Origin of the sequence: Micromonospora sp. URMC 106, from assembly GCF_051386395.1 — a bacterium.
GTDB lineage: Bacteria > Actinomycetota > Actinomycetes > Mycobacteriales > Micromonosporaceae > Micromonospora.
Window position 1 is genome coordinate 1 of sequence record NZ_JBPQTP010000098.1, and the last position, 24,938, is coordinate 24,938.

Genomic DNA, 24,938 nt, shown 5'->3' on the forward strand with positions numbered 1-24,938 from the left:
GAGGGGGCGGGGGGGTCAGTGGAAGAAGTGGCGGGTGCCGGTCAGGTACATGGTGACGCCGGCCTCCTTGCAGGCGGCGATCACCTCCTCGTCGCGGATCGAGCCGCCCGGCTGGACGATCGCGCGGACACCCGCGTCGATGAGGATCTTCGGGCCGTCGGCGAACGGGAAGAACGCGTCCGAGGCGCAGACCGAGCCGCGGGCGCGCTCCGCCCCGGCGCGGCTGACCGCGAGCTGCGCGGAGTCGACCCGGTTGACCTGGCCCATCCCGACGCCGACGGTCGCGCCGCCCTTCGCCAGCAGGATCGCGTTGCTCTTCACCGCGCGGACCGCCCGCCAGGCGAAGGCCAGGTCGCGCAGCGTCTCCTCGTCGGCCGCCTCGCCGGTGGCCAGCCGCCAGTTGGCCGGGTCGTCGCCGTCTGCGTCGATCCGGTCGGCCATCTGGACCAGCACCCCGCCGGTGACCTGCCGCCACTCGGCCGGCAGCGGGTCGAAGGCGGGCGCGCGCAGCAGCCGGACGTTCTTCTTGCCCTGCAGGATCTCCACCGCGCCGTCGTCGTAGCCGGGGGCGACCACGACCTCGGTGAAGATCTCGGCCACCTGCCGCGCCATCTCCACGCTCACCGGGCGGTTGACCGCGATGACCCCGCCGTACGCGGACACCGGGTCGCAGGCGTGCGCCCTGCGGTGCGCCTCGGCCACGTCGGCGCCGACCGCGATGCCGCACGGGTTGGCGTGCTTGATGATCGCCACCGCCGGCTGGTCGGCGAAGTCGTTGGCCGCCCGCCACGCGGCGTCCGCGTCGACGTAGTTGTTGTAGGACATCTCCTTGCCGTGCAGCTGCTCGGCCTGGGCGAGCCCGGCCGGGCTGGACGGGTCGGCGTAGAGGGCCGCGGCCTGGTGCGGGTTCTCGCCGTAGCGCAGCACCGCCTGCCGGCGCAGCGACAGCCCGGCGAAGCCCGGCCAGCCGTCCTGCTCGGGCGCCAGCGTGGTGGCGCACCACTCGGCCACCGCCACGTCGTACTCGGCGATGACGGCGAACGCCCGGGCGGCCAGCACGCGGCGCTGGGCCAGCGTGAAGCCGCCCTCGTCGAGCGCGGCGAGCAGGGCCGGGTACGCGGCCGGATCGGTCACCACGGCGACCGAGGCGTGGTTCTTGGCGGCCGCCCGGACCATGGCCGGCCCGCCGATGTCGATCTGCTCGACGCACTCCTCGACGCCGGCGCCGGAGGCGACCGTGGCCTGGAACGGGTAGAGGTTGGAGACCAGCAGGTCGATTCCCGCGATGCCGTGCTCGTCGAGCTGGGCGGCGTGCGAGTCCTTGCGCAGGTCGGCCAGGAGCCCGCCGTGCACCTTCGGGTGCAGCGTCTTGACCCGGCCGTCGAGGATCTCCGGGAAGCCGGTCACCGTCTCCACCGGGGTCACCGGCACCCCGGCGTCGGCGATGGTGGAGGCCGTGCTGCCGGTCGAGACGATCTCCACCCCGGCCGCGTGCAGGGCCCGGGCCAGCTCGACCAGGCCGGTCTTGTCGTAGACGCTGACCAGCGCCCGCCTGATCGGGCGGCGTTCGTCCTGAGTGGAACTCACGGGACCGTGACCTTTCTTCCGGTGATCGTCCAACCTTCGCGGACCAGGCGGCCCACCTGCTCGACGAGCTGGTGCCGCTCGGCTTCCTTGATGCGCTCGGTGAGCGTCTCCACGTCGTCGTCGTCGCGTACGGGCACCGCGACCTGCGCGACGATCGGGCCGGTGTCCATGCCGGCGTCGACGAAGAAGAGCGTGGCCCCAGTGACCTTCACGCCGTAGGCGAGGGCGTCGCGCGGGCCGTGGATGCCGGGGAACGCCGGCAGCAACGTGTTGTGGGTGTTCAGGTAGCGGTCGCCGAAGGCCGCCAGGAAGCGCGGGCCGACCAGCTTGAGGAAACCGGCGGAGATGACCAGGTCGGGCCGGTGCTCGGCGACGCGGGCGGTCAGCGCGGCGTCCCAGTCCTCGCGGGTGGGGTGGTCGGCGACGCGCTCGACGAAGGTCGGCACGCCCGCCGCGGCGGCCCGGTCCAGCCCGGCGATGCCGTCCCGGTCCGCGCCGACGGCGACCACCCGGGCCCCGTACGCCGGATCGGCGCAGGCGTCGAGCAGTGCTTGCAGGTTGCTCCCGGAGCCGGAGACGAGGACGACGATGCGGGCGACGGACGCGGGCTCGGTCACCCGGCCACCCTATCGGGCAGGTCGGCGGGTCCAATCGCTGGGCAGCGCGACATTCACCGACGACGTGACTGGTCGGAACCGGGTACGCTGCCGGTCGCTCGGGACCGGCAGCGCGTCCGGCCCGCACCCGTCAGTGATCCGGCGCCCCAGGGGTGCCGAGTGGAATGAGGAGTACGCCGAGATGCAGCCCGGATACCAGCCGCAGCAGCCCCCGATCAACAACAACATGACGATGTCGATCGTCGCCATCTTCCTCTTCTGGCCGCTGGCGATTCCGGCCATCATCAACGCCTCCAAGGTGAACGCGCTGCTCCAGCAGGGCGACTACGCCGGGGCCCAGGCCGCGGCCGCCGAGTCGAAGAAGTGGTCCAAGTGGGCGCTGATCGTCGGCATCAGCTGGTATGTGATCGTTCTGGTGTGCTGCCTGCTCGGTGGCCTCGCCGGGATGGTGGGCGGTAGCAGCTCGGCCAGCACCTACTGACAGAACTGACGAGGAGTTCGCATGCAGCCCGGTTACCCCGGTCAGGATCCCTACGGTCAGCAGCCGCACCAGGATCCGACCGCGCCGCCCCACGACCCGTACGCACCGCCGCCGGCGGCGCCGTACGGTCAGCAGCCCACCTCCGGGCAGCCGAACGACCCGTACGCCGCACCGCAGAACCCGTACGGCCAGCCGCCGACCTCGGGTCAGCCGTACGGCCAGCCGCCGACCTCGGGTCAGCCGTACGGCCAGCCGCCGACCTCGGGCCAGCCGTACGGCCAGCCGCCGACCTCGGGCCAGCCGTACGGCCAGCCGACGTCCGCTCAGCCGTACGGCCAGCAGCCCTACCAGGATCCGTACGGCCAGCAGGGGTACCCGCCGCCCATGTACCCGAACGCCGGGCTCGCCGGCAAGGGGCCGGGGCAGCAGCAGAACACCCTCGGCCTGGTGTCCATGATCCTCGGCATCGCGTCGATCCCGCTGGTTTGCTGCTACCTCGGCATCCCGCTCGGCATCGGCGCGGTGGTGACCGGCTGGATGGGCAGGCAGAAGGCCGCCCAGGGGCTGGCCGACAACCAGGGTCAGGCCCTCGCCGGCCTGATCTGCGGCGCCATCGGCGCCGTGCTGGGCCTGCTCCAGATCATCCTGCTGGTCGCCGGGGTCGCCTACCAGCCCTGACCGGCACCGCGCGAAAGGGGCGTCCCGGCTCGTCGGGGCGCCCCTTCGGCGTGCGGGAGGGGGCGAGCCGGCGCGTTGGACACGCGCGGAGGTCAGCGGGGGGTGGGGCGGGCGAGCACCCGGGTCGCGGCGGCGCCCAGCAGCGCGCCCACCGCGATGACGGCGGTCGCCACCCCGCCCACCTGCCAGGCGACGGGTCCCATCTCGGCGAGTCGGCCTCCGCCGAGGGACCCGGCGGAGGCGGCCGCGGCGGCGCCCAGCAGCACGCCGGCCACCGGGCCGGCGAGCGCCGCCGACCCGAGCAGCGGGCCCCAGCGCAGCGGCGCCCGGTCGTCGGCGGCCAGCCGGAGCAGCCGGCGTGCCAGCAGCCAGCCCGCTGCCATCCCGGCGAGGACCGGCACCGCGAGCAGACCGGCACCGACCCCGTCGACCGGACCGCGCGGCAGCCCCGCCAGCAGCGGCACGGCCGGCAGCGCGCCGACGGAGACCTCGCTGGTGCGGACCGCCGTGTCGGTGCCGACGGCGAAACCCGGGCCGAGCAGGTAGCTGACCGACCAGATCGTGGCGTTGGGCGCGTAGGCGAGGCTGACCAGGGTGATCCCGGCCTGCCCGGCGACCCCGGTGCGGTAGGCCCCGATCAGGTCGGCGGCGTCCCCGCCCCCGGTCGCCACGGCGAGCCCCGCCGCCCCGCCGCCCGCGCCGAGCAGCAGCAGGCCGGCGACCAGCCCCGTGCGGATCCCGTCGCGCAGCGGCTCCGGGGACCGCGCGACGAGCAGGCCGGCGACGCGGGTGGTCCGGGCCGAGCCGACCAGGGCCCCGAGCGTGCCGAGCACCGCACAGGTGACCCCGGCGCGGACCGGTGACACCGCGAGGCCGCCCGCGCCGACCAGCACCGCGGCGAGCAGCCCGAGCAGCGCGTACGCGATGCCGACCGCGCCGGCGGCGAGGAGCGCCTGCCGGGGCGACCGCCCACCGCGCGCGCCGATCGCCCGGCTGGTGTGCACGCCCGCGCGGGTCAGCCGCCAGACCACCAACGCGGTCAGCGCCAGCGGGGCCAGCCCGAGCGGGCCGGCGCCGGTCTCCAGCGGGACGCCGTGCCCGAGCAGCCAGCCGGCCAGCCCGGCGTGGAGCGCTCCCGACACGGTGGCGACGTCCTCGCTGAGCTGGAACAGCCCCAGCACGACCACGACCGGCAGCCACGAGGTGAGCGCCGCCCATCCGGCGGCGACCCCGGCGGCGACGGCGAGCGGCGCGCGGCTGCGGGGCGCCTCGCCACCGCGCGGCGCGGGCACCCGCCGGCCCCGCCCGGCGGGCGCGTCCGGCCGGGCGTCGGTGCCGGCCTCGACGCCGGGACGGCTCGGCTGATCAGGGGTGACGGAGGACATCGGGTCTACTCTGGCATGCCGCGCGCCCGGCGGCAGTCCGATACCGCCCCGGAGCGGCGGCGAGTTCCGTGATCCACCGTCTCCCGCCCCCGATCCGGTCTAGCCTCGGCGCAGGGACGCGACCCAAGTCGCGGCACCGACGCCCGGAGGGAAGCCGTGAACGCTCCGTACCCGCCGCCCCCGCCGCCGCCACCCGCGGCCGGCCAGGACCGGACCACGCTGTGGGGCGTCCTGGGCATCGTCCTCGGCCTGCTCTGCTGCGGCATCCTGGGGGTCGTCTTCGGCTACCTGTCGATCCGGGACGCCAAGCGCTTCGGCAAGTCGCCGGTGCTCGGCTGGCTGGCGATCGCGTTCGGCGTGCTCAACATCATCGGCAGCGGGATCCTCTGGGCCGGCGGCAACTACCCGGTCTACAACGACTGAGGGCCGACCGCGAACGGTCGGCCCTCCGGTCGTACGTCGGGATCAGCCCGCGGACATGATCTCCCGCATCAGCTTGGCGGTCTCGGTCGGGGTCTTGCCGACCTTGACGCCGACGGCCTCCAGCGCGCTCTTCTTGGCCTCGGCCGTGCCGGCGGAGCCGGAGATGATCGCGCCGGCGTGCCCCATGGTCTTGCCGGGGGGCGCGGTGAAGCCGGCGATGTAGCCGACCACCGGCTTCGTCACGTTCGCCTTGATGAACTCGGCGGCCCGCTCCTCGGCGTCGCCGCCGATCTCACCGATCATGACGATCGCGTCGGTGTCCGGGTCCGCCTCGAACGCGGCGAGCGCGTCGATGTGGGTGGTGCCGATGATCGGGTCACCGCCGATGCCGACACAGGTCGAGAAGCCGATGTCGCGCAGCTCGTACATCATCTGGTAGGTCAGCGTGCCGCTCTTGCTGACCAGGCCGATCCGGCCGGAGCCGGTGATGTCGGCCGGGATGATGCCGGCGTTGGAGGCGCCCGGCGAGGCGATGCCCGGGCAGTTCGGCCCGATGATCCGGGTCCGCTCGCCCTTGGCGACGTTGTACGCCCAGAACGCTGCGGTGTCGTGCACCGGCACGCCCTCGGTGATCACCACGGCCAGGTCGATCCCGGCGTCGATCGCCTCGACGACCGCGCCCTTGGTGAACTGCGGCGGTACGAAGATCACGGTCACGTCGGCACCGGTCTGCGCCATCGCGTCCGCGACGCTGGCGAAGACCGGCAGCTCGGTACCGTCGAAGTCGACGGTCTGGCCCGCCTTGCGCGGGTTGACGCCGCCGACGACGTTGGTGCCCGCGGCGAGCATCCGCCGGGTGTGCTTGGAACCCTCGGAACCGGTCATCCCCTGGACGATGACCTTCGAGTCCTTGGTCAGCCAGATAGCCATTGTCAGACCCCCGCAGCCGCCAGCTCGGCGGCCCGCTCGGCCGCGCCATCCATCGTGTCCACCCGCTGGACCAGCGGGTTGTTCGCGCCGTCGAGGATCGCCCGGCCGGCCTCGGCGTTGTTGCCGTCGAGGCGGACGACCAGCGGCTTGGTGACCTTCTCGCCGCGCTGCTCGAGCAGGGCCAGCGCCTGCACGATGCCGTTGGCGACCTCGTCGCAGGCGGTGATGCCGCCGAAGACGTTGACGAAGACGCTCTTGACCGACGGGTCGGAGAGGACGATCTCCAGCCCGTTCGCCATCACCGCGGCGCTCGCGCCGCCGCCGATGTCGAGGAAGTTGGCCGGCTTGACGCCGCCGTGCCGCTCACCGGCGTACGCGACCACGTCCAGGGTCGACATGACCAGGCCGGCGCCGTTGCCGATGATGCCGACCTCGCCGTCGAGCTTGACGTAGTTGAGGTCCTTCTCCTTGGCGGCCTGCTCCAGCGGGTCCACCGCGGCCTGGTCGACCAGCGCCTCGTGGTCCGGGTGCCGGAACGCGGCGTTCTCGTCCAGGGTGATCTTGGCGTCGAGCAGCAGCAGCCTGCCCTCGCCGGTCTTGGCCAGCGGGTTCACCTCGACCAGCGTGGCGTCCTCGGCGACGAAGGCCTTCCACAGGCCCACGGCCGCCTCGACGACCTGGTCGGCGACCTCGGCCGGGAAGCCGGCGGCGGCGACGATCTCGCGCGCCTTGGCCTCGTCGACGCCGGTGTTGGCGTCGATCGGGGCCTTCACCACCTTCTCCGGGGTGTCGGCGGCGACCTGCTCGATGTCCATGCCGCCCGCGACGCTGGCGATGCAGAGGAAGGTGCGGTTCGCCCGGTCGAGCAGGTAGGAGAAGTAGTACTCCTCGGCCACGTCCGCGGTCACGGTGATCATGACCTTGTGGACGGTGTGACCCTTGATGTCCATGCCGAGGATGTCGGTGGCACGGGCCACCGTCTCCTCCGCGCCCTCGGCCAGCTTCACGCCGCCGGCCTTGCCCCGGCCGCCGACCTTCACCTGCGCCTTGACGACCACCCGACCGCCGAGGCGTTCGGCGATCGCGCGGGCCTCCTCCGGGGTCGTGGCGACGCCGCCGGCGAGCACGGGCAAGCCGTGCCGCTCGAACAGGTCCCGCCCCTGGTACTCGTACAGGTCCACGTTTGCGCGTCCCGTCCCGTCTCCGCGGCGCGCCGTCGCGCCGCCACCAGCGTTATGGAAAACAGTTTGACGCCTGTCATCACTTGAAACAGGCCATTGGGCGCAGCCTAGCGAGGTGGACACCGGCGGCAACCGAGCGGGTGCGCGGTGTGCGGTAATGCACAACCGGCGGCGCCGCGCCGCCTTTCCGCGACTTCCGCCCCGACGTCAACCGTCCGGGCGATGTTGTCCGGGCCGCGTAACCCCTGCGCCGAGGCGTCGTTGAGTCAGGTGTCGGAGCGCTGATGCAGCGCGGCGACGGGAGACGGCCGATGCCCTGTCGGTCGAGGGGTGGCGGCGGGGCATCGTGCATAGAGGGGCCGGACGTGTGAGGGGTGCGTCCGGCCCCTCCCCCGTCTCCCGGAACAGCCACCGGCCGCGGACACCCGCCCGCGTCGCGGGGCCGCGCCGCCGGCGCCGACCGACGCCGACATCGCGCGCGTGCCACCGGCGCACACGTGCCGGGTGCGACCGACGCCCGCATCGCGGGCCGCCGGCGAAGGCGACCGGCGGGTCAGGCGACCGGCTGGGCGACGTTCTCCCGCACCCACTCCACGATCGACGCGGTGGTGGCGCCCGGCGTGAAGATCTTGGCGACGCCGAGCTTCTGGAGCTCGGGGATGTCGGCGTCCGGGATGATGCCGCCGCCGAACACGACGATGTCGCGGGCGTCCCGCTCACCGAGGAGTTCCACCACCCGCCGGAACAGCGTCATGTGCGCCCCGGAGAGCACGGAGAGCCCGACCGCGTCGGCATCCTCCTGGATCGCGGTCTCCACGATCTGCTCCGGGGTCTGGTGCAGGCCGGTGTAGATGACCTCCATACCGGCGTCCCGGAGGGCACGCGCGACGACCTTGGCGCCACGGTCGTGGCCGTCCAGGCCTGGCTTGGCGACGACGACCCGAACACGAGAGCTCATCAGCGCATCCCTTTCACCGGCTCCGCGGCTTCACCTGAACGAACGGTAACCCGCCCCGCCCGGCCCGGGAAATCCGGGCGGCGAAGCTCACCGCGCGCCGGCTCGCCCGCCCCAGAAAAGGCGGGCGCCGCACAGGCTGACGGCCTGCCGCAAATGATCACCGCCGTCAAGCCGGACGACTCCGCCGTTCGGTCACCCTGCGCGACGAACGGGCAGTTACGGGGGCACCGTTCGAGGGGTACGAGGCATGACAATCACGGACGCAAAGGGACAGAACGCGGTAGCAATTCGGCGCTTCGGCTTGTGACTGCCCTGGTGGTTGGCTAACGTGTCCACGGTTGTCATCAGGTCCACGGACGGGTGACGACGCGGCCAACCGACGTTCACCCGAGTTTCACGGGCGTCGGGAAGCCGCATCGGATCCCCGACAACGGAGGGTGTGCGTGCGCCAGCGCCTGTCGTCTGAGCCCGATCGATATCGCGGCCGTCGCCGCGTACCCACCCCCCCGCGTAGCCGCTACGCCGCGGTCGTCACCACCGCGTTCGTCGGCGCCGGCATCGTCGCGATCGGCGCGGGCGCCCTGCCGGACGCCAAGAGCGTCAGCCCGTCGGTCCTCGACGAGCTGAAGGCGGCCTCGACCCTGAGCCAGGACGCCGCGGCCCGCGCCGACGCCGCCGACCGCGCCTCCCGCGACAGCACCCGCGCCGCCGGCGCCGAGGCCGCCACCGAGCGCGAGGTCTGGCTGCTCCCCCTGCAGGGCTACGAGTTCAACTCGCCCTACGGCATGCGCTGGGGCAAGCTGCACACCGGCGTCGACCTGGTCGCCCCGGAGGGCACGCCCTACGTCGCCATCCACGCCGGCACGGTCACCAAGGCCGGCTGGTTCGGCGGGTACGGCTACACGGTGATCGTCCAGCACGCCGACGGCAGCGAGGCCATCTACGGCCACTCCTCCGCGCTGAGCGTGCGGGAGGGGCAGCAGGTCAAGGCGGGTGACCAACTCGGCCTCGTCGGCAACACCGGCCACTCCTACGGCTCCCACCTCCACCTGGAGGTCCATGTCAAGGGCGAGCCGCTCGACCCGGTGCCGTGGCTCCAGGAGCGCGGAGTGGACATCAAGCTACAAGTCGAGGCAATCTACAACGAGGTAGCCGCGTCCTGACGCTGCGCATCGACCGTTGACCGCCCGGATCTGCCGATCCGGGCGGTTTTTCGTTGCCCGTTGTGCGGCAAAGTTTGCTGGGTCACAGTCGCGGATGTGACCGGCACCACGGCACATCATGATCACTTATCGCATTCAATGCCCCACAACGGCATGTATCGGACGGCGAGGGGCGCCGCCGATCCGCGACGACCCGGTCCCCATACCCGTACCGGACCGCGGCGACACCAGTATTTCGAGGTCAAGTGCCCCTCGATCAGTGAAGGTCCGCCGTGCAGGAAGACATTCAGAACGAGAACACCCCCGACGCCCCGGTCCGGCACCGGAAGCGGGCCGGCGGCCGCACCCGCGTGATCATCGCCGCGACGGCCCTGGTCGGGCTCGGCCTCGGCGGAGCCGCCTTCGCGGCCACCGGGAACGACCCCGACACCCCGGCCGCCGTCTCCCTCGACGCGCAGGCCCGCGCCGAGGCCGCCGACCGCGCCGACCGGTCCGCCCGCGAGTCGGCCGCCCCGGCCACCCCCTCGGCCAGCCCGACGCCGAGCCCCACGAAGGCCAGCCCGTCGGCGAAGCCCAGCCCGAAGGCGACCACCGCCAAGCCGACGCCGAAGAGGACCAGCAAGCCGAAGCCGAGCTGGGTCATCCCGATGAAGGGCGCGGCGATCACCTCCTGCTACGGCCCGCGCTGGGGCACCCTGCACGCCGGCATCGACTTCGCGCTGCCCGCAGGCACCCCGGTCCGCGCCGCCTTCGGCGGCACGGTCACCAAGGCCGGCGACGTGGGCGACGGGTACGGCATCTCCGTCGTCATCGACCACGGCAACGGCTACCTGACCCACTACGCCCACCTGAGCACCGCCAAGGTGGGCGTGGGCGACAAGGTGGTCGCCGGGGAGACCATCGGCCTGGAGGGCTCCACCGGCGACTCCACCGGCCCGCACCTGCACTTCGAGGTCCACCAGGGCCAGATGTGGAACCAGATCGACCCGGCGCCGTTCCTGCGCGCCCGCGGCATCGACGTGGCCTGCTGACCCGTACCACCCGGGCCCGGCCCGGTCCGGCGCTCGCCGGGCCGGGCCGGGCCCGCTCTCAGAGCTTGTCGATCGGGGCGTGCCGGAGCACCAGCCACATCGTCTGGTCGCCGAAGTCGATCTGCGCCCGGGCGCTCGGGCCGTGACCCTCCACCGCGAGCACCCGGCCCAGGCCGTAGCGCTGGTGGTTGACCCGGTCCCCGGCGGACACCTTCGGCCCCTGCGGCAGCTCGCTCGCCGTGGTCAGCCGGCTGGCGTCGACGCCGAGTCGCTTCGCCAACTGCGTGGCCTTGGGGGTGCCGCCGTTGAAGGTGCCGCGCCCGCCGGGCACGCGGTCCGCACGGCCGCCGACGCCGCCGCCCCCGCCGGCCCACGAGGTGTACGACCCCTCGGTGCGCTCCCAGCGGACCAGCTCCGGCGGCAGCTCCTCCAGGAAGCGCGACGGCGGGTTGTAGGACGGCTGCCCCCACGCCGAGCGGGTCACCGCCCGGGAGAGGTAGAGGCGCTGCCGGGCCCGGGTGATGCCCACGTACGCCAGCCGGCGCTCCTCCTCCAACTCGCGGGTGTCGCCGAGCGAGCGCAGGTGCGGGAAGACGCCGTCCTCCAGGCCGGTCAGGAAGACCACTGGGAACTCCAGCCCCTTGGCGGTGTGCAGCGTCATCAGGGTGACCACACCCTGGTGGTCCGGGTCGTCGGTCGGCACCTGGTCGGCGTCGGCGACCAGCGCGACCTGCTCCAGGAAGCCGGCCACGGTGGCCCGCTCCCCCTCCTCGCCGGTCGCCTCGATCCGCTCCGTGTACTCCCGGGCGACGCTGACCAGCTCCTGGAGGTTGTCGACCCGCCCGGCGTCCTGTGGGTCGAGGCTCTCCTCCAGCTCCGTCAGGTAGCCCGAGCGGGTCAGCAGCGCCTCCAGCACCTCCTCCGGGGTGCCGGTCTCGGCCAGCTCGCGGGCGCCGTCGAGCAGGGCGACGAAGTCGGCGATGCCGTTGGCCGCCCGGGTGGAGATGCCCGGGGCGTCCTTCGCCCGCCGCAGCGCCGCGCCGAAGGAGATCCGGTCCCGGCTGGAGAGGGCCTCCACGCACGCCTCGGCGCGGTCACCGATGCCCCGGCGGGGGGTGTTGAGGATCCGGCGCAGGCTGACCGTGTCGTCGTCGTTGACCACCGCGCGCAGGTAGGCCAACGCGTCGCGGACCTCCTTGCGCTCGTAGAAGCGCACCCCGCCGACCACCTTGTAGGGCAGGCCGACCCGGATGAACACCTCCTCGAAGACGCGGGACATCGCGTTGGTGCGGTAGAAGACGGCCACGTCGCCGGGGCGGGCGTCGCCGGAGTCGACCACCCGGTCGATCTCGCGGGCCACCCAGTCGGCCTCGGCGTGCTCGGTGTCGGCCACATAGCCGACGATCGGCTCGCCCGCGCCCGCCTCGCTCCACAACCGCTTCGGCTTGCGCGAGGTGTTCCGGTCGATCACCGCGTTGGCCGCGTTGAGGATGGTCTGGGTGGAGCGGTAGTTCTGCTCCAGCAGGATCGTCCGGGCGTCGGTGAAGTCGCGCTCGAACTCCAGGATGTTGCGGATCGTGGCGCCGCGGAACGCGTAGATCGACTGGTCGGCGTCACCGACCACGCACAGCTCGGCCGGCTCGATCCCCTCGGTGCCCGAGACCAGCTCCTTGATCAGCACGTACTGGGCGTGGTTGGTGTCCTGGTATTCGTCGACCAGCACGTGCCGGAACCGCCGGCGGTAGCTCTCCGCGACGTGCGGGTGCGACTGGAGCAGGTGCACCGTCGTCATGATCAGGTCGTCGAAGTCGAGCGCGTGCGCCTCGCGCAGCCGCCGCTGGTAGAGCGTGTAGGCCTCCGCCAGCGCCCGCTCGTTGGGGCCCTTGGCCCGGGCGGCGAACGCCTCCGGGTCGACCAGCTCGTTCTTCAGGTTGGAGACCTGGGCGGCGAGCCCGCGCGCCGGGTAGCGCTTCGGGTCGAGGTCGAGCTCGCGGGCGACCATCTGCATCAGCCGGCGGGAGTCGTCCGCGTCGTAGATCGAGAAGGTCGACTTGAGCCCGGCGTGCTCGTGCTCGGCGCGCAGGATGCGCACGCACGCGGAGTGGAACGTCGACACCCACATCAGCCGGGCACGCGGGCCCACCAGGTGGGCGACGCGCTCCTTCATCTCCCCGGCGGCCTTGTTGGTGAAGGTGATGGCGATGATCTCGCCGGGATGCACGTCCCGGGCGGCCAACAGGTAGGCGATCCGGTGGGTGAGCACGCGGGTCTTGCCCGAGCCGGCGCCGGCCACGATCAGCAGCGGCGAGCCGGCGTGGGTCACGGCGTCGCGCTGCGGCCCGTTCAGGCCCTCGACCAGGGCCTGCGGGTCGAGGCGGACGGCAGCGGACCCCGGCCGGCGCGGCGGGGTCGGGGCAGGCGCCGGCGCGGGCGGGGACACGGGGAGGTCGAAGAGAGGATGCATCGCACGGCGAGTCTATGCCGCCGGGCGGACACTTCCCCGCCGTGTGGCCCCGGTGCGACCGAGCCGTCATCGGCGGACCGACCGCCGCGGACACGGCCCCGTCGGGCAGCGCGGGCCGGGCCGGGTGGCACGGTGGCCGGCGAGCCGTCGCCTCCCGGACCGCCCGATCGCGCCACCCGCCCCGGCGCCCCGGCGGCCCGGCGCGGTCCCGGCGTCGGTGCCGGGGGCGTGCGTTGGGGCACGTGTCCGGCCGAATCCTTGCGCCGGCCGGTCCGAGGTCGGCATACTCGACGACGTGTTCGGTCAGCGCTTCTACTTTTACTACGGCACCGGGAGTCCGGCAGCCGTGGGTCGCGCCTGAGCACATCAGACCTACGAAAGCCCCGGGCTCCTGGAGCCCGGGGCTTTTCCGTCCCGGCATCCGGGCACCGGGCACCTGACGACGAGGGGTACCCGATGATGACAGACGTGGTGGAGTCCAGCGGCAGCCTGACGCGGCCCGGGGCGGGCCGGCCCGGCCCGGAGGTGTCCGGGCCGGTCGACGCGCCGACCGGCGCCGACGACGCGAAGCCGGAGGCGCGCACCGGCACCGCCGAGCCGACCGCGGCCGCCCGGATCGTGGAGATCCGGGAGCGGATCGACGAGATCGACCGGGCGCTGATCGAGCTGTGGCAGGAGCGGGCCCGCCTGTCCCAGGAGGTCGGCGCGACCCGGATGGCCTCCGGCGGCACCCGGCTGGTGCTCTCGCGGGAACGGGAGATCCTGGAGCGTTTCCGGGTCGCCCTCGGCGCCGACGGCACGCAGCTCGCGCTGCTGCTGCTGCGCGCCGGCCGCGGCCCCCTGTGAGGCGTACGCCGGAGGCCACGGCGGATGGGCGCGGCGCGCCCGCCCGGAAACGGCGGAACCGCCTGCCGTCGTCGCGATGACGTCGGCAGGCGGTCCCGTGGGTGTCACGCCTCGTGCGTGTGCACGATCTCCCGCTTCTCGGCGAAGTGGCAGGCGCTCGGGTGGTCCGAGCCCGGCCGGATCTCCAGCAGCGGGACCTGCTCGGCGCAGACGTCCTGCGCCTTCCAGCAGCGGGTCCGGAACCGGCAGCCCGAGGGCGGGCTGACCGGCGACGGCACGTCACCGGTGAGGCGGATGATCGCCTTGTGCTCCCGGACGGTCGGGTCCGGCACCGGCACCGCCGACAGCAGCGCCTGGGTGTAGGGGTGGGTCGGCCGCTCGTAGATCTCGTCCTCGGTGCCGATCTCCGCGATCTTGCCGAGGTACATCACCGCGACCCGGTCCGACAGGTGCCGGACCACCGACAGGTCGTGGGCGATGAACACGTACGACAGGCCGAACTCGCCCTGGAGCTTCTCCAGCAGGTTCATCACCTGCGCCTGGATCGACACGTCCAGCGCCGACACCGGCTCGTCGCAGACGATGATCTCGGGCCGCAGGGCGAGCGCCCGGGCGATGCCGATGCGCTGCCGCTGACCGCCCGAGAACTGGTGCGGGTACCGGTTGATGTGCTCCGGGTTGAGACCGACGAGGTCCAGGAGTTCCTTGACCTTGCCCCGGCGGCTGCCCTTCGGCGCCACCTCCGGGTGGATCTCGAACGGCTCGCCGATCAGGTCGCCGACCGTCATCCGGGGGTTCAGCGAGGTGTACGGGTCCTGCATCACCAGCTGGATCTGCCGACGCAGCCGCCGCAGCGCCCCGCCGGAGAGCTTGGAGATGTCCTGGCCCTTGTAGAGGACGCTGCCGGAGGTCGGCCGCTCCAGGTTCATCAGGACCCGGGCCAGGGTGGACTTGCCGCAGCCGGACTCGCCGACCACACCCAGGGTCTCGCCGGCCTTGAGCTCGAAGGAGACCCCGTCCACCGCCTTGACGTGGCCGATGGTCTTCTTGAACACCACGCCCCGGGTCACCGGGTAGTGCTTGACCAGGTCACGGACCTCGAGGATGTTCTCAGTCACGGTTCACCAGCTCCTCGGCGAAGTGGCAGGCGCTGGCCCGGCCGGCACCCACCTGCAGCAGCGGCGGGACCTTCTCCCGGCAGACCGGCTGCGCCATGGGGCAGCGCGGGTTGAACGGGCAGCCCGGCGGGATGTTCATCAGGTTCGGCGGGAGGCCCTTGATGGTCCGGAGCTGCTGCCCCTTCTCGTCCAGCCGGGGGATCGAGTTGATCAGGCCGATGGTGTACGGGTGCGCCGGCTTGGCGTACAGGTCGTACACGTTGGCTTCCTCGACGATGCGACCCGCGTACATGACCGCGATCCGGTCCGCGACGTCGGCGACCACGCCGAGGTCGTGGGTGATCAGGATCATGCCCATCTGCCGCTCCCGCTGGAGCTCGGCGAGCAGGTCCATGATCTGGGCCTGCACCGTCACGTCCAGCGCGGTGGTCGGCTCGTCGGCGATCAGCACCTCCGGGTCCAGGGCCAGCGACATCGCGATCATGGCGCGCTGCCGCATGCCGCCGGAGAACTGGTGCGGATAGTTGTTGAACCGGCCCTTGGCGTTCGGGATCTTGACCTGGTCGAGCATCTCGATCGCGCGCTTCTTGGCGTCGGAACGGCTCATCCCGCGCCGCACCCGGAACTGCTCGGCGATCTGGAACCCGACGGTGAAAACCGGGTTGAGCGCCGAGAGCGCGTCCTGGAAGATCATGGCAATGCCCTCGCCGCGGATCCGGCGCCGCTCCTCGAAGGACATCTTGAGCATGTCCTTGCCGTGGAAGCGGACCGCACCCCCGGTGACGAAGCCGGGCGGCGTGTCGAGGATGCCCATGATCGTCTGCGCGGTGACGCTCTTACCGGAGCCGGACTCGCCGAGCACGGCGAGGGTCTCCCCCGCGTCGACGTGGTACGTGACCCCGTTGATGACCTTCGCGACGCCGTCCCGGGTGCGGAACTCCACTCGGAGGTCGTCGACCTCGAGCAGGCGGCCGGAGGGGCGCCCGGAGGTACCCGCCGCGGACTGCTCGGACACGAGAATGTCGGACAACTGAATCGCCCCTAGCGGAGTTTCGGATCGAGGGCCTCGCGGACCGTCTCACCGAGCATCACGAAGCTCAGCACGGCGGTGACGAGGAAGGCGGCCGGGAAGAAGAGCAGGTACGGCGCGACGCGGATGAGGGCCTGCGCCTCGTTGATCATGATGCCCCAGGAGACCACCGGGCTCTTCAGACCGACGCCCAGGAAGGACAGCGTCGCCTCGGCGCCGATGAAGGAGCCGACCAGGATCGTCCCGTAGACCAACAGCGGCGCGAGGCAGTTCGGCAGCAGGTGCTTGAGGATGATCCGACCGGTGCCGGCGCCCAGCGCGCGGGCGGCGACGATGTAGTCCGCCTCCTTGGTGGCCAGCACCGAGGAGCGCATCAGCCGCATCACGACCGGCCAGCCCAGCACGATCAGCGACATGCTCACCAGGGCCATGATCTCGAGCTTGCTGTTGCTCGTGCCCGACCCGTTAAAGGTGGTCAGGATGACGATGGCGCCCAGCACGAACGGCAGACCGAAGAAGACGTCGGCGATCCGGGAGAGCACGGCGTCCACCCAGCCACCGCGGTAGCCCGCGATGATGCCCATCGCGCCGCCGATGAACAGCACGCCGAGCACGGAGAGAACGGAGACCACGATCGACGCGCGGGCACCGTAGATCACCCGGGCGTAGACGTCGCGCCCCTGGAAGTCGTAGCCGAACCAGGCCTCCGACGACGGGCCGACGAGGCTGTTCTGCAGGTTGCCGTTCGCCGGGTCGCCGGAGGTGAACAGCGACGGGAAAGCGGTCATCACCAGGAAGATGACGATGAACGTCGCGGAGATCCAGAACAGCGGCTTACGGCGCAGGTCACGCCAGGCGTCGCCGAGCAGGCCGCGCGGCTTCTCCTTGCGGGCGTTCTCGGGCAGACCCGCGTTGGTGGGAGCGCCGAGCTCGTTCGGCTGCTGGGCGGGCGGCGTGGTGACGATCGACGCGGCACTCGGGTCACTCATAGCGGATCCTCGGGTCCAGGGCGGCGTAGAGCAGGTCGACCAGCAGGTTCATCAGCAGGTAGACGAGCACCAGGACCACCACGATGGAGACAACGGTAGCGCTCTCTTTGGTGGTGATCGCGCGGAAGACCTGGCGGCCGATCCCGTTGATCTGGAAGATGCCCTCGGTGACGATCGCGCCACCCATCAGGGCGCCGAGGTCGGTGCCGAGCAGCGTCACCACCGGGATGAGCGAGTTGCGCAGCAGGTGTACCCCGACCACCCGGCGCATCGGCAGGCCCTTGGCGATCGCGGTGCGGACGTAGTCGGCACGTCGGTTCTCCGCGATGCTCGTCCGGGCCACCCGGGCGATGTACGCCATCGAGGCGCTACCGAGCACGAAGCCCGGGATGATCAACTCCGAGATGCGCATCTCGTTGGAGACGGTGGGCTTGATGACTCCCCACTGCACACCGAGCACCCACTGGAGCACGAAGCCGATGACGAAGATCGGCAGCGCGATCAGGAAGAGGCTGGAGACCAGGACCAGGTTGTCCAGGAAGCCGTTACGGCGCAGGCCGGTCAGCACACCCGCGGTGAGGCCGATGACCGCCTCGATGACGAGGGCCACCAGGGCCAGCTTCAGGGTGTTCGGGTACGCCGTGGCGATGATGTCGCTGATCTCCCGGCCGGCAAAGTTCGTCCCGAAGTCGCCCTGGAACAGATTCTGCATGTAGTTGCCGTACTGCACCCAGATCGACTGATCCAGCTTGAACTTCTCGGTCATCATGTTGACGTAGCTGTCCGGGCAGGCGCGTTCGCCGCACTTGCCGGCGAACGGGTCGCCGGGCACCGACCAGACCAGCCAGTAGATCAGGAACGTCGTTCCGATGAAGACCGGGATGAGTTGGAGCAGCCGTCTCAACAGATAACGGCCCATGGGGTGGTCCTCCAGACAGGGGGCGCGTCGGACGGCCGACACGGGGTCAGACCGTTCGGATCAGAGCTCGACCGAGGTGAGGTCGAGTTCGCCGACGTTGGACAGCTCCAGCTTCTTGATCTTCTCCGAGTGGCCGGACTGCTGGCCGCCGAAGTAGATCGGAACCGTGGGGACGTCCTGGTCGATGAGGGCGACAGCCTCGGCGAACTTGGCGTGCGCGGCCTCCAGGCTCGGCGCCGAGCTGGCCTCCTTGGCCAGGGCGTCGACCTGCTTGTTGCTGTACAGACCGTCGTTCGAGGAACCACCGGTCACGTAGAGCGGGTTGACCCAGTTCTCCACGTCGGGGTAGTCCTGCTGCCAGCCGGCGCGGTACATGCCCTTCATCTTGTGGGCGTTGATGTTCTGGCGGAACACCGCGAAGGTCGGCATGCCCTCGGCGCGGGCGTTGATGCCCAGGTTGGTCTTGACCTGCTGCGCGACGGCCTCCATCCACTCCTTGTGGCTGGCGTCGGCGTTGTAGTACATGACCAGCTCGCCGTTGAAGCCGCCGGCCTCGGCCAGGAGCTTCTTGGCCTCGTCGACGTTGAACTGGCAGGCGGTGCAGTTGCCCGGCTTGGCGCCCGGGGTCAGCGGGTTGGCCCAGCTGTCGGCCGGCTTGCGGTTACCGAAGAAGATCTTGTCGCTGATCTCCTGGCGGTTGATCGACAGCGAGATCGCCTTGCGCAGCTTCGGGTTCTGGAAGCGCTTGTCGTAGATCGGGAAGGCGATGATGCCGGTCGACGGGGTGGTCGAGGAGATCGCCCGGTCGCCCAGGTCCTGCTTCCACTTGTCACCCGCGAGCGAGGAGACCGGCACCTGCTGCATGAAGTCCAGGTTGCCGGCGAGCAGGTCGTTGTACGCCGCCGTGTCGTCCTGGAAGATCTTGACGGTGACGTCCTTGATCTTCATCTTGTCGCGCAGCGTGTAGTCGTCGAAGCGCGTCAGCTTGATCTGGACGTCGTCTTCCCACGACACGAACTTGACCGGGCCGTTGCCGATCGGCTTCTTGCCGAAGGCCTCCGCGCCCTGGGTGAAGAACGCGTCCGGCAGCGGCATGAAGGTGCTGTAGCCGAGCTTGGTCGGGAACACGGCGGTCGGCGCGGCCAGCGTGACCTCGAAGGTCCAGTCGTCGATGACCTTCAGGCCGGACATCTCCTTGGCCTTCGGCTCCGGGGCCTTCTGCGGGCCCTCGGCGCCGTCCGGGTCCTCGGTGTGGACGTCGGCGAAGCCCTGGATGTCGGCGAAGAAGCTGCCGTTCTGCGCGCCGTTCGGCGAGTAGGCGCCCCAGTTCCAGGCGTCCACGAAGTTCTTGGCCTTCACGACGGTGCCGTCGTGGAACTTCGTGTCCTTCTTGATCTTGATGGTGTAGACCTTCGAGTCGGTCGTCTCGATCGACTCGGCGACCGCGTTGCGCGGGGCGCTGCCGTCGTTCGGGTACTCGACCAGACCGGTCCACACCCAGTCGATGATCTTGCCGCCACCGGTCTCGGTGGTGTTCGACGGGACCAGGCCGACCTCCGGCTGGGTGCCCTCGATCGTGATCGCGCCGTCGGCGCTCGCGCCGGCGTCGCCGCCGTCGCCGTCGCTGCTCGAGCAACCGGTCGCAACGAGCGCGAACGCCGCGCCCAGCGCGACCGCGCTGCTTGCCCGCTTCGAGACTCTCATTCCGAGGGGCCTCCTCTTTCTAACCTGGTTCCGTCGTGGGTTTCACGCACGCATGGGGGTGACACGTCCGGCGCCCCGCAGCGCGGGACACCGGTTCCACCGCAGTGAGATCGGGACAAGGGGCTGTACCGATTCGCCGGGCCACCCCGCCCCGCCGGGCTCGGCACCGCGCACGCGAGACCACCACGGAGCACCGTTCACAGACGGGGGCCGTGGTCGTCGGGTCGTGCGGAGTGCCTCACACGAGGGGTGAGGTGCTGCCACTGTGACACTCACCGGCCCGTTCCGTGAAGGTGCCGTTATCAAGCCGTTAGTTGGTCGCCACGTTGCCGATACTTGAGGAAAGATCATGAAATGCGTCGGCCGCGCCGCCCTGAGCAGGCAAAACGCGGTCAGACGCGGGTGGCGGCCGGCGTAGGCTCGGCGATTGTGAGCTTCCCCGCGTCCGCTCCCGCGCTCTCCGACGTCGTCCGGGCGTTGGCCGTTTTTGCCCATCCGGACGATATCGACTTCGGCTGTGCGGGCACAATAGCCACCTGGGTGGGGGAGGGTATCGACGTCGCGTACCTGGTCGTCACCCGGGGCGAGGCCGGCGGCTGCGACGGCGTCCCGCGCGAGTCGGTGACCCGGCTGCGGGAGGAGGAGCAGCGGGCGGCGGCCGCCGCGGTCGGCGTCCGGCAGGTGGAGTTCCTCGACGGGTACGTCGACGGCACCCTCGCCCCGACGCCCGGCCTGCGCCGGGACGTGACCGCCGCGATCCGCCGGCACCGGCCGGACCGGGTGCTGACCAGTTCGCCGCTGCGCCGGTGGGAACAGCTCGCCGGGCCGGGCCACCCCGACCACCTCGCCGTGGGCGAGGCGACCACCTGCGCGGTCTACCCGGACGCGCGCAACCCGTTCGCCCACCCCGACCTGCTGGCCGAAGGGCTCCGGCCGTGGGTGGTCCGCGAGGTCTGGTACGCCGGTGGCCCCGCGCCGGACCACGCCGTCGACGTCACCGGGCAGTACGCGCGCAAGGTCGCCGCCATGCGGGCGCACCGCTCGCAGACCGCGCGGATGGACGTGGAGACCTGGGTGCGGGACCGGCTCACCACCGCGGCGGACGAGGCCGGGCTGCCGGCCGGCCGGATGGCCGAGGCGTTCACCGTGCTGCGCACCGGATGACACCGCCGCAGTCCGACGGCGGCGGACCGGGCCGCCCCAGATGACGCCGGCAGGGTCGGGCGCCGGCCGGCGCGGACGGGGTCCGGCCCCGGCATCCCGCGGAACAGGTCCGGCCCCGGCCCGGAACGGGTCCGGCACCGCGCGGAACGGGTCCGGCCCCGGCACCCCGCAGAACAGGTCCGGCCCCGGCACCGCGCGAACGGGTGCCGGGGCCGGAGCCGCGGAGCGGGTGCCGGTCAGGCCGTGAAGCGCAGCCGGCGGCGGCGCACCACCAGCACGGCGACCGCGCCGGCGGCCAGCAGCGCCACGCCGGCCGCGATGGCGGCGGCGATCGGGGAGCCGGTCAGCGGCAGGTCGCCACCGTTGCTCGCGGGCGAGGTCGACGGGGCCGGGCTCTCCGCCGGGGCGCTCGGCGAGGGGGACTCCGCCGGGACGCTGGGCGACGGGGACTCCGCCGGGGCGCTCGGCGACGGCGACTCGGTCGGGGCGGCGGTGAAGGTGGCCTCGGCCTTGGCGGTCACGGTCTCGCCGGTGCTGCCCCCGAGGATCAGCTTCTGCGCGGGACGGTCACCGGTGAAGAGGAAGACGCGGCCGAAGGAGACCGAGCCCTCGGCGGAGAGGGTGGCCTTCACCTCGCCGGCGCCGTCAGCGACGAGCCAGAACTGCCCACCGTTGGTGGTCGTGGTGACCGGCTTGCCCTCGGCGTCGACCGCCGTGCCGCCGCTGACCTTGAGGGCGATCTCGCCGGCCGGGCCCTTGACCGTGAACGGGCCGGCCTTCTCGCCGACCGTGGCCTTGGCGCTCGCCGGGTCGACGTTCAGCTCGGCCTTCGGCTCCGGCTGATCGGTGGCGTTGGCGACGAGGTAGTCGTGGACCCGCTTGACCACGTCGTACTGCTGCTTGCCGAGCAGGCCCTTGTCGGCGACCCAGTCACCGAGGGTGACGTCGTCGCTGAAGTGCCAGATGGCGGTCTGGGTGCCGAAGTAGAGCAGCTTCTTGGCGTCGGCCTTCGCCGGCATGGTGGCGCCGGCGGCGGCCAGGAGCTTCGCCGAGTCGGCGTTCGGGTAGCCGTGGGTGAGCACCCACTGCACCTTGCCGAGGTTCTTCACCTGGGACTCGTCCCAGGTGCCCTCCTTGTACTTCCCGTCGATGGCGACGTTGGTGCGGTAGTCGATGCAGAAGGTCGGGACGAGCTTGCCGTCGATCTCCAGCGCCAACGCGCTGGCGCTCTTCGGCGCCCCGTTGAGCATCAGCTTGACGCTGCTGCCCTTGACCGACTTGGCGACGCCGGTCGTCTCGGCGGCGGCGGCCGGCGCGGCGAAACCGAGCGCCAGCGCACCACCGGCGACGGTCACCAGGGCCATCCGCGCCCAGCGCCGTCCTCGTTGTCCGAACATCAGATTCGTGTACCTCTCCCCAGGGGTGACCCGCGCCCACGGCGGGTCGGAGTGGAGCCGCCGTTCCCGCGGGATTTCGCACCACCCGCACGCGAGAACGCGACGGGGCATTATGGGACGGGAATTGATCGTTTGTCAGCCCCTGTGGGTCACATTCGTCGCTTCCGCCCGAAATGATGGGGAAGAGAATTTGATCAGACGAGTCGTCGGTCCGCCGCCCACCGGGACAATTCGTACCTGTTGGACATCTGGAGCTTGCGCAGCACGTTCGACACGTGCGTCTCGACCGTCTTGATCGAAATGTAGAGCTCCTTGGCGATCTCCTTGTACGCGTAGCCCCGGGCGAGCAGCCGCAGCACCTCGCGCTCGCGGTTGGTGAGCTGGTCCAGCTCGGGGTCGGCCACCGGCGTGTCGGGGCGGGCCGCGAACGCGTCCAGCACGAACCCGGCCAGCCGGGGGCTGAACACGGCGTCGCCGTCGGCCACCCGGCGGATCGCGGCGGCCAGCTCGTCCGGGGAGATGGTCTTGGTGACGTAACCCCGCGCACCGGCCCGGATCAGCCCGATCACGTCCTCGGCCGCGTCCGAGACGCTCAGCGCCAGGAACTTGACCTGCGGGTGGGTGCGCCGCATCGCCTCCAGCACCGCCCGGCCTCCGCCGTCGGGCATGTGCACGTCGAGCAGCACCACGTCGGGCAGCGTGGCGGCGATCCGGGTGACCGCCTCGGCGACCGTGCTCGCCTCCCCCGCCACCTCGACGTGCGCGCCCAGTTCGGCACGGACCCCCGCGCGGAACATGGCGTGGTCGTCGACGAGGAAGACCCGCAGCCGCTCCGCGCCGGCACCCGCTCCCTCGACCGGTTCCATCGACTGCTCGGTCATCACTTGTCCCTTTCCGCTGTGGACGAGTCCCGGGAGATCGGCAGGATCAACCGGACCTCGGTCCCCTCCCCCGGCCCGGAGCGGATCTCCGCCCGGCCGCCGTGCCGCTTCATCCGCCCGATGATCGAGCCCCGGACGCCGTGCCGGTGATCCTCCACCGTATCCGGGTCGAAGCCCTTCCCCCGGTCGCGGACGAAGACACTGACCTGATCCGGCTCGACCTCGGCGTACAGCGAGACCGTCTGCACCCCGGCGTGCCGGGCGGCGTTCACCAGCGCCTCGCGCGCGGCGGCGACCAGCGCCCCGACCCGCTCGTCGGTCTCCCGGTCGCCGACCACCACGGCCTCGACGGTGATCGCGAAGGTGTCCTCGACCTCGGCGGCGGCCTGCTCGAGGGCGGCGGCGAAGCGCTCGGTCGGCGATCCGGTGGGCTTGTAGAGCCAGTTGCGCAGCGAACGTTCCTGCCCCCGGGCGAGCCGCTGGACGGTCTTGACGTCGGCCGCGTTGCGCTGGATCAGGGCCAGCGTGTGCAGCACCTGGTCGTGCACCATGGCGGCCAGCTCGGCCCGCTCCTGCTCGCGGATGCGCCCCTCGCGCTCGGAGCGGAGCTGGTTGTACGTGCGCCACAGCACCGGCGCGGCCACCACGCCGACCCCGGCCAGCCCGACCAGGGCGAAGATCACGCCGTTGAGCACCGCGTCGAAGTTCTGCGCCGGCGAGTAGACCGCGGCGACGCCGATGATGCCGACCGCGACCAGCACCCCGCCGCCGATGAACCGGAGCACGAAGGCGCGCCGGTCGCTCTCCTCCACGACCGCGCCCAGCCAGGGCACCGGCATGGTGTCGCCCCACTGCCGCCGCCGCTCCGGGGCCGACTGGTGCCAGATCACCCCGGCGCCGACCGCGATGATCGCGACGAGCCAGCCGGCGGTGCCGGCCGCGCCGACCGAGTCGAAGACCATCACCTGCACCATCAGCACGCCGAGGCCGATCGCCACGAACGGCAGTAGCTGGCCGACGTCCCGACGGGGCGGTACGGCGGTGTCGCCGGGTCGCAGCGGCACGACCGCCCAGAACGCCGCGTAGAGCAGCAGGCCGAAGCCGCTCAGCCCCAGCAGCACCATGAAGGCGACCCGCACCCGGAGCACCGAGATGCCGAGGTGGTCGGCGATGCCGGCGGCCACCCCGGCGGCCATCCGGTGCTCGGGGGCGCGGTAGAGGCGAGGAGGGTGGGTCACGGCGTCGATCGGAGGCTCCCTGGTCACGACTGGCACGGGGCGGGCGGCCGTCCGTTGCCGGCGCCGGTTCGATCGTCACACGGTGCGCCGCCGCGCGACCACGGGGACGCCCCCGACATTCCGTCCGCCGGGATCTCAGGGTGGCGTCAGGGTCGGGTCCTGAGGTCGTCCGGCGTTCGGGGCAGCAGGATCGAGGGCATGACCGAGGAAGCTGCCCAGTCCCCGCGTCCCGGGGCGGCACAGCCGGGCGGACCACCGCCCGCCGCGACGCCCGCCGACGGGAGCGCGTCCGCCGAGTTCGGGACGTCGCCGCCGGTGGCCGCGCCGGACGCGGCCGGAGGGACGCCGCCCGGCGCCGAGGCGGGCCCCGGGCCGCAGCCGCCGTTCGGAGGCGTCGGCTTCACCTCGCGGTACGGGCTGGTCCGCCCCCGCGACGGCCGCTACCTGGCCGGCGTCTGCGCGGCGATCGGCCGGGCCACCAACACCGACCCGGTGCTCTGGCGCGTGCTGCTGGCGGTGCTCGGCTTCTTCGGCGGCATCGGCATCCTGGTCTACGTCACCGCCTGGCTGATCATCCCCGGCGAGGGGGACAGCGCCTCGCCCGTCGAGTCGATGCTCGGCCGGGGGCGGTCCAGCATGTCCCCGGTCACCGTGATCGTGCTCAGCATCCTGGTCGCGATCAGCTTCGGCTACATCGTCACCGACGCGTTCCGGGCGGTGCTGCTCGGCGCCACGATCCTGATCGGCGGGGCGC

23 protein-coding genes are annotated in these 24,938 nt (G+C 71.9%); 8 read left to right on the forward strand and 15 right to left on the reverse strand.

Annotated features, from left to right (window positions below):
• Positions 1-15: 15 nt before the first annotated feature.
• Positions 16-1,587, reverse strand: coding sequence for a bifunctional phosphoribosylaminoimidazolecarboxamide formyltransferase/IMP cyclohydrolase (gene purH, locus ACSNOB_RS24705; protein WP_436688817.1), 1,572 nt, complete (start codon positions 1,585-1,587; stop codon positions 16-18).
• Positions 1,584-2,204: a phosphoribosylglycinamide formyltransferase gene (gene purN / locus ACSNOB_RS24710; protein WP_393105404.1), complete on the reverse strand. Its 621-nt coding sequence runs from the start codon at positions 2,202-2,204 to the stop codon at positions 1,584-1,586. The genes purH and purN overlap by 4 nt, the downstream gene beginning before the upstream one ends.
• A 181-nt stretch (positions 2,205-2,385) precedes the next feature.
• On the opposite strand from purN, the gene ACSNOB_RS24715 reads away from it, so the two are divergent.
• Both ACSNOB_RS24715 and ACSNOB_RS24720 read left to right on the forward strand, forming a co-directional pair.
• Positions 2,386-2,685 carry a CD225/dispanin family protein gene (locus ACSNOB_RS24715; protein ID WP_436688819.1) on the forward strand — a complete coding sequence of 100 codons (300 nt, stop codon included), beginning with the start codon at positions 2,386-2,388 and terminating at the stop codon, positions 2,683-2,685.
• 21 nt (positions 2,686-2,706) lie between these two features.
• Positions 2,707-3,363, forward strand: coding sequence for a DUF4190 domain-containing protein (locus ACSNOB_RS24720; protein ID WP_436688821.1), 657 nt, complete (start codon positions 2,707-2,709; stop codon positions 3,361-3,363).
• A 92-nt stretch (positions 3,364-3,455) separates the two neighbouring features.
• Here the strand turns inward: ACSNOB_RS24720 and ACSNOB_RS24725 are convergent, their stop codons facing one another.
• On the reverse strand, positions 3,456-4,748 hold the full coding sequence (locus ACSNOB_RS24725) for a cell division protein PerM (protein ID WP_436688823.1): 1,293 nt from the start codon (positions 4,746-4,748) through the stop codon (positions 3,456-3,458).
• A 156-nt stretch (positions 4,749-4,904) separates the two neighbouring features.
• Here ACSNOB_RS24725 and ACSNOB_RS24730 point away from each other — a divergent pair, with 156 nt between their 5' ends.
• Positions 4,905-5,171, forward strand: coding sequence for a hypothetical protein (locus ACSNOB_RS24730; protein ID WP_393105412.1), 267 nt, complete (start codon positions 4,905-4,907; stop codon positions 5,169-5,171).
• Between the two features lie 42 nt (positions 5,172-5,213).
• Here the strand turns inward: ACSNOB_RS24730 and sucD are convergent, their stop codons facing one another.
• From sucD to ACSNOB_RS24745, 3 genes are all read right to left on the reverse strand, one after another.
• Positions 5,214-6,101, reverse strand: a complete 888-nt coding sequence (gene sucD / locus ACSNOB_RS24735) for a succinate--CoA ligase subunit alpha (protein ID WP_091102932.1) — start codon at positions 6,099-6,101, stop codon at positions 5,214-5,216.
• 2 nt (positions 6,102-6,103) lie between these two features.
• A complete protein-coding gene (sucC, locus tag ACSNOB_RS24740) occupies positions 6,104-7,282 on the reverse strand; it encodes an ADP-forming succinate--CoA ligase subunit beta (protein WP_436688826.1) in 1,179 nt (392 codons plus the stop codon).
• A gap of 553 nt (positions 7,283-7,835) precedes the next feature.
• Positions 7,836-8,240 carry a cobalamin B12-binding domain-containing protein gene (locus ACSNOB_RS24745; protein ID WP_350684229.1) on the reverse strand — a complete coding sequence of 135 codons (405 nt, stop codon included), beginning with the start codon at positions 8,238-8,240 and terminating at the stop codon, positions 7,836-7,838.
• A 443-nt stretch (positions 8,241-8,683) separates the two neighbouring features.
• On the opposite strand from ACSNOB_RS24745, the gene ACSNOB_RS24750 reads away from it, so the two are divergent.
• Together ACSNOB_RS24750 and ACSNOB_RS24755 are read left to right on the forward strand one after the other, a co-directional pair.
• Entirely contained in the window at positions 8,684-9,403 is a 720-nt protein-coding gene (locus ACSNOB_RS24750) for a M23 family metallopeptidase (RefSeq protein ID WP_393105416.1), read from the forward strand.
• A 272-nt stretch (positions 9,404-9,675) separates the two neighbouring features.
• Positions 9,676-10,434 carry a M23 family metallopeptidase gene (locus ACSNOB_RS24755; protein WP_436688828.1) on the forward strand — a complete coding sequence of 253 codons (759 nt, stop codon included), beginning with the start codon at positions 9,676-9,678 and terminating at the stop codon, positions 10,432-10,434.
• Positions 10,435-10,492: 58 nt separating this feature from the next.
• Here ACSNOB_RS24755 and pcrA read toward each other — a convergent pair whose 3' ends face one another.
• Entirely contained in the window at positions 10,493-12,898 is a 2,406-nt protein-coding gene (gene pcrA / locus ACSNOB_RS24760; protein WP_436688830.1) for a DNA helicase PcrA, read from the reverse strand.
• A gap of 456 nt (positions 12,899-13,354) precedes the next feature.
• Between pcrA and ACSNOB_RS24765 the strand changes: the two genes are divergently transcribed.
• Positions 13,355-13,744, forward strand: coding sequence for a chorismate mutase (locus ACSNOB_RS24765; RefSeq protein ID WP_436688832.1), 390 nt, complete (start codon positions 13,355-13,357; stop codon positions 13,742-13,744).
• Between the two features lie 104 nt (positions 13,745-13,848).
• Here ACSNOB_RS24765 and ACSNOB_RS24770 read toward each other — a convergent pair whose 3' ends face one another.
• From ACSNOB_RS24770 to ACSNOB_RS24790, 5 genes are read right to left on the reverse strand one after another with little or no spacing between them, the layout of a single operon-like run.
• Positions 13,849-14,862 (reverse strand): ABC transporter ATP-binding protein, encoded by a 1,014-nt coding sequence (locus ACSNOB_RS24770; RefSeq protein WP_436688834.1) that lies wholly within the window; start codon positions 14,860-14,862, stop codon positions 13,849-13,851.
• Positions 14,855-15,877: an ABC transporter ATP-binding protein gene (locus ACSNOB_RS24775; protein WP_436688846.1), complete on the reverse strand. Its 1,023-nt coding sequence runs from the start codon at positions 15,875-15,877 to the stop codon at positions 14,855-14,857. The genes ACSNOB_RS24770 and ACSNOB_RS24775 overlap by 8 nt, the downstream gene beginning before the upstream one ends.
• Before the next feature lie 26 nt (positions 15,878-15,903).
• Positions 15,904-16,881 carry an ABC transporter permease gene (locus ACSNOB_RS24780; RefSeq protein ID WP_393105426.1) on the reverse strand — a complete coding sequence of 326 codons (978 nt, stop codon included), beginning with the start codon at positions 16,879-16,881 and terminating at the stop codon, positions 15,904-15,906.
• Positions 16,874-17,800 carry an ABC transporter permease gene (locus tag ACSNOB_RS24785; protein WP_436688836.1) on the reverse strand — a complete coding sequence of 309 codons (927 nt, stop codon included), beginning with the start codon at positions 17,798-17,800 and terminating at the stop codon, positions 16,874-16,876. The genes ACSNOB_RS24780 and ACSNOB_RS24785 overlap by 8 nt, the downstream gene beginning before the upstream one ends.
• 60 nt (positions 17,801-17,860) lie before the next feature.
• A complete protein-coding gene (locus ACSNOB_RS24790; RefSeq protein ID WP_436688838.1) occupies positions 17,861-19,504 on the reverse strand; it encodes a peptide ABC transporter substrate-binding protein in 1,644 nt (547 codons plus the stop codon).
• Between the two features lie 429 nt (positions 19,505-19,933).
• Here ACSNOB_RS24790 and ACSNOB_RS24795 point away from each other — a divergent pair, with 429 nt between their 5' ends.
• Positions 19,934-20,668 carry a PIG-L deacetylase family protein gene (locus tag ACSNOB_RS24795; protein ID WP_393105432.1) on the forward strand — a complete coding sequence of 245 codons (735 nt, stop codon included), beginning with the start codon at positions 19,934-19,936 and terminating at the stop codon, positions 20,666-20,668.
• 236 nt (positions 20,669-20,904) lie between these two features.
• On the opposite strand, the gene ACSNOB_RS24800 is transcribed toward ACSNOB_RS24795, so the two are convergent.
• From ACSNOB_RS24800 to ACSNOB_RS24810, 3 genes are all read right to left on the reverse strand, one after another.
• Positions 20,905-22,065, reverse strand: coding sequence for a Cys-Gln thioester bond-forming surface protein (locus ACSNOB_RS24800; RefSeq protein ID WP_436688840.1), 1,161 nt, complete (start codon positions 22,063-22,065; stop codon positions 20,905-20,907).
• 194 nt (positions 22,066-22,259) lie between these two features.
• Positions 22,260-22,946: a response regulator gene (locus ACSNOB_RS24805; RefSeq protein ID WP_436688842.1), complete on the reverse strand. Its 687-nt coding sequence runs from the start codon at positions 22,944-22,946 to the stop codon at positions 22,260-22,262.
• Positions 22,946-24,211: a PspC domain-containing protein gene (locus tag ACSNOB_RS24810; protein WP_393105438.1), complete on the reverse strand. Its 1,266-nt coding sequence runs from the start codon at positions 24,209-24,211 to the stop codon at positions 22,946-22,948. Before ACSNOB_RS24810 ends, ACSNOB_RS24805 begins: the two co-directional genes overlap by 1 nt.
• 171 nt (positions 24,212-24,382) lie before the next feature.
• Here ACSNOB_RS24810 and ACSNOB_RS24815 point away from each other — a divergent pair.
• Positions 24,383-24,938 (forward strand): PspC domain-containing protein (locus ACSNOB_RS24815; protein ID WP_436688844.1); only part of this gene is annotated, 556 nt, incomplete at its 3' end.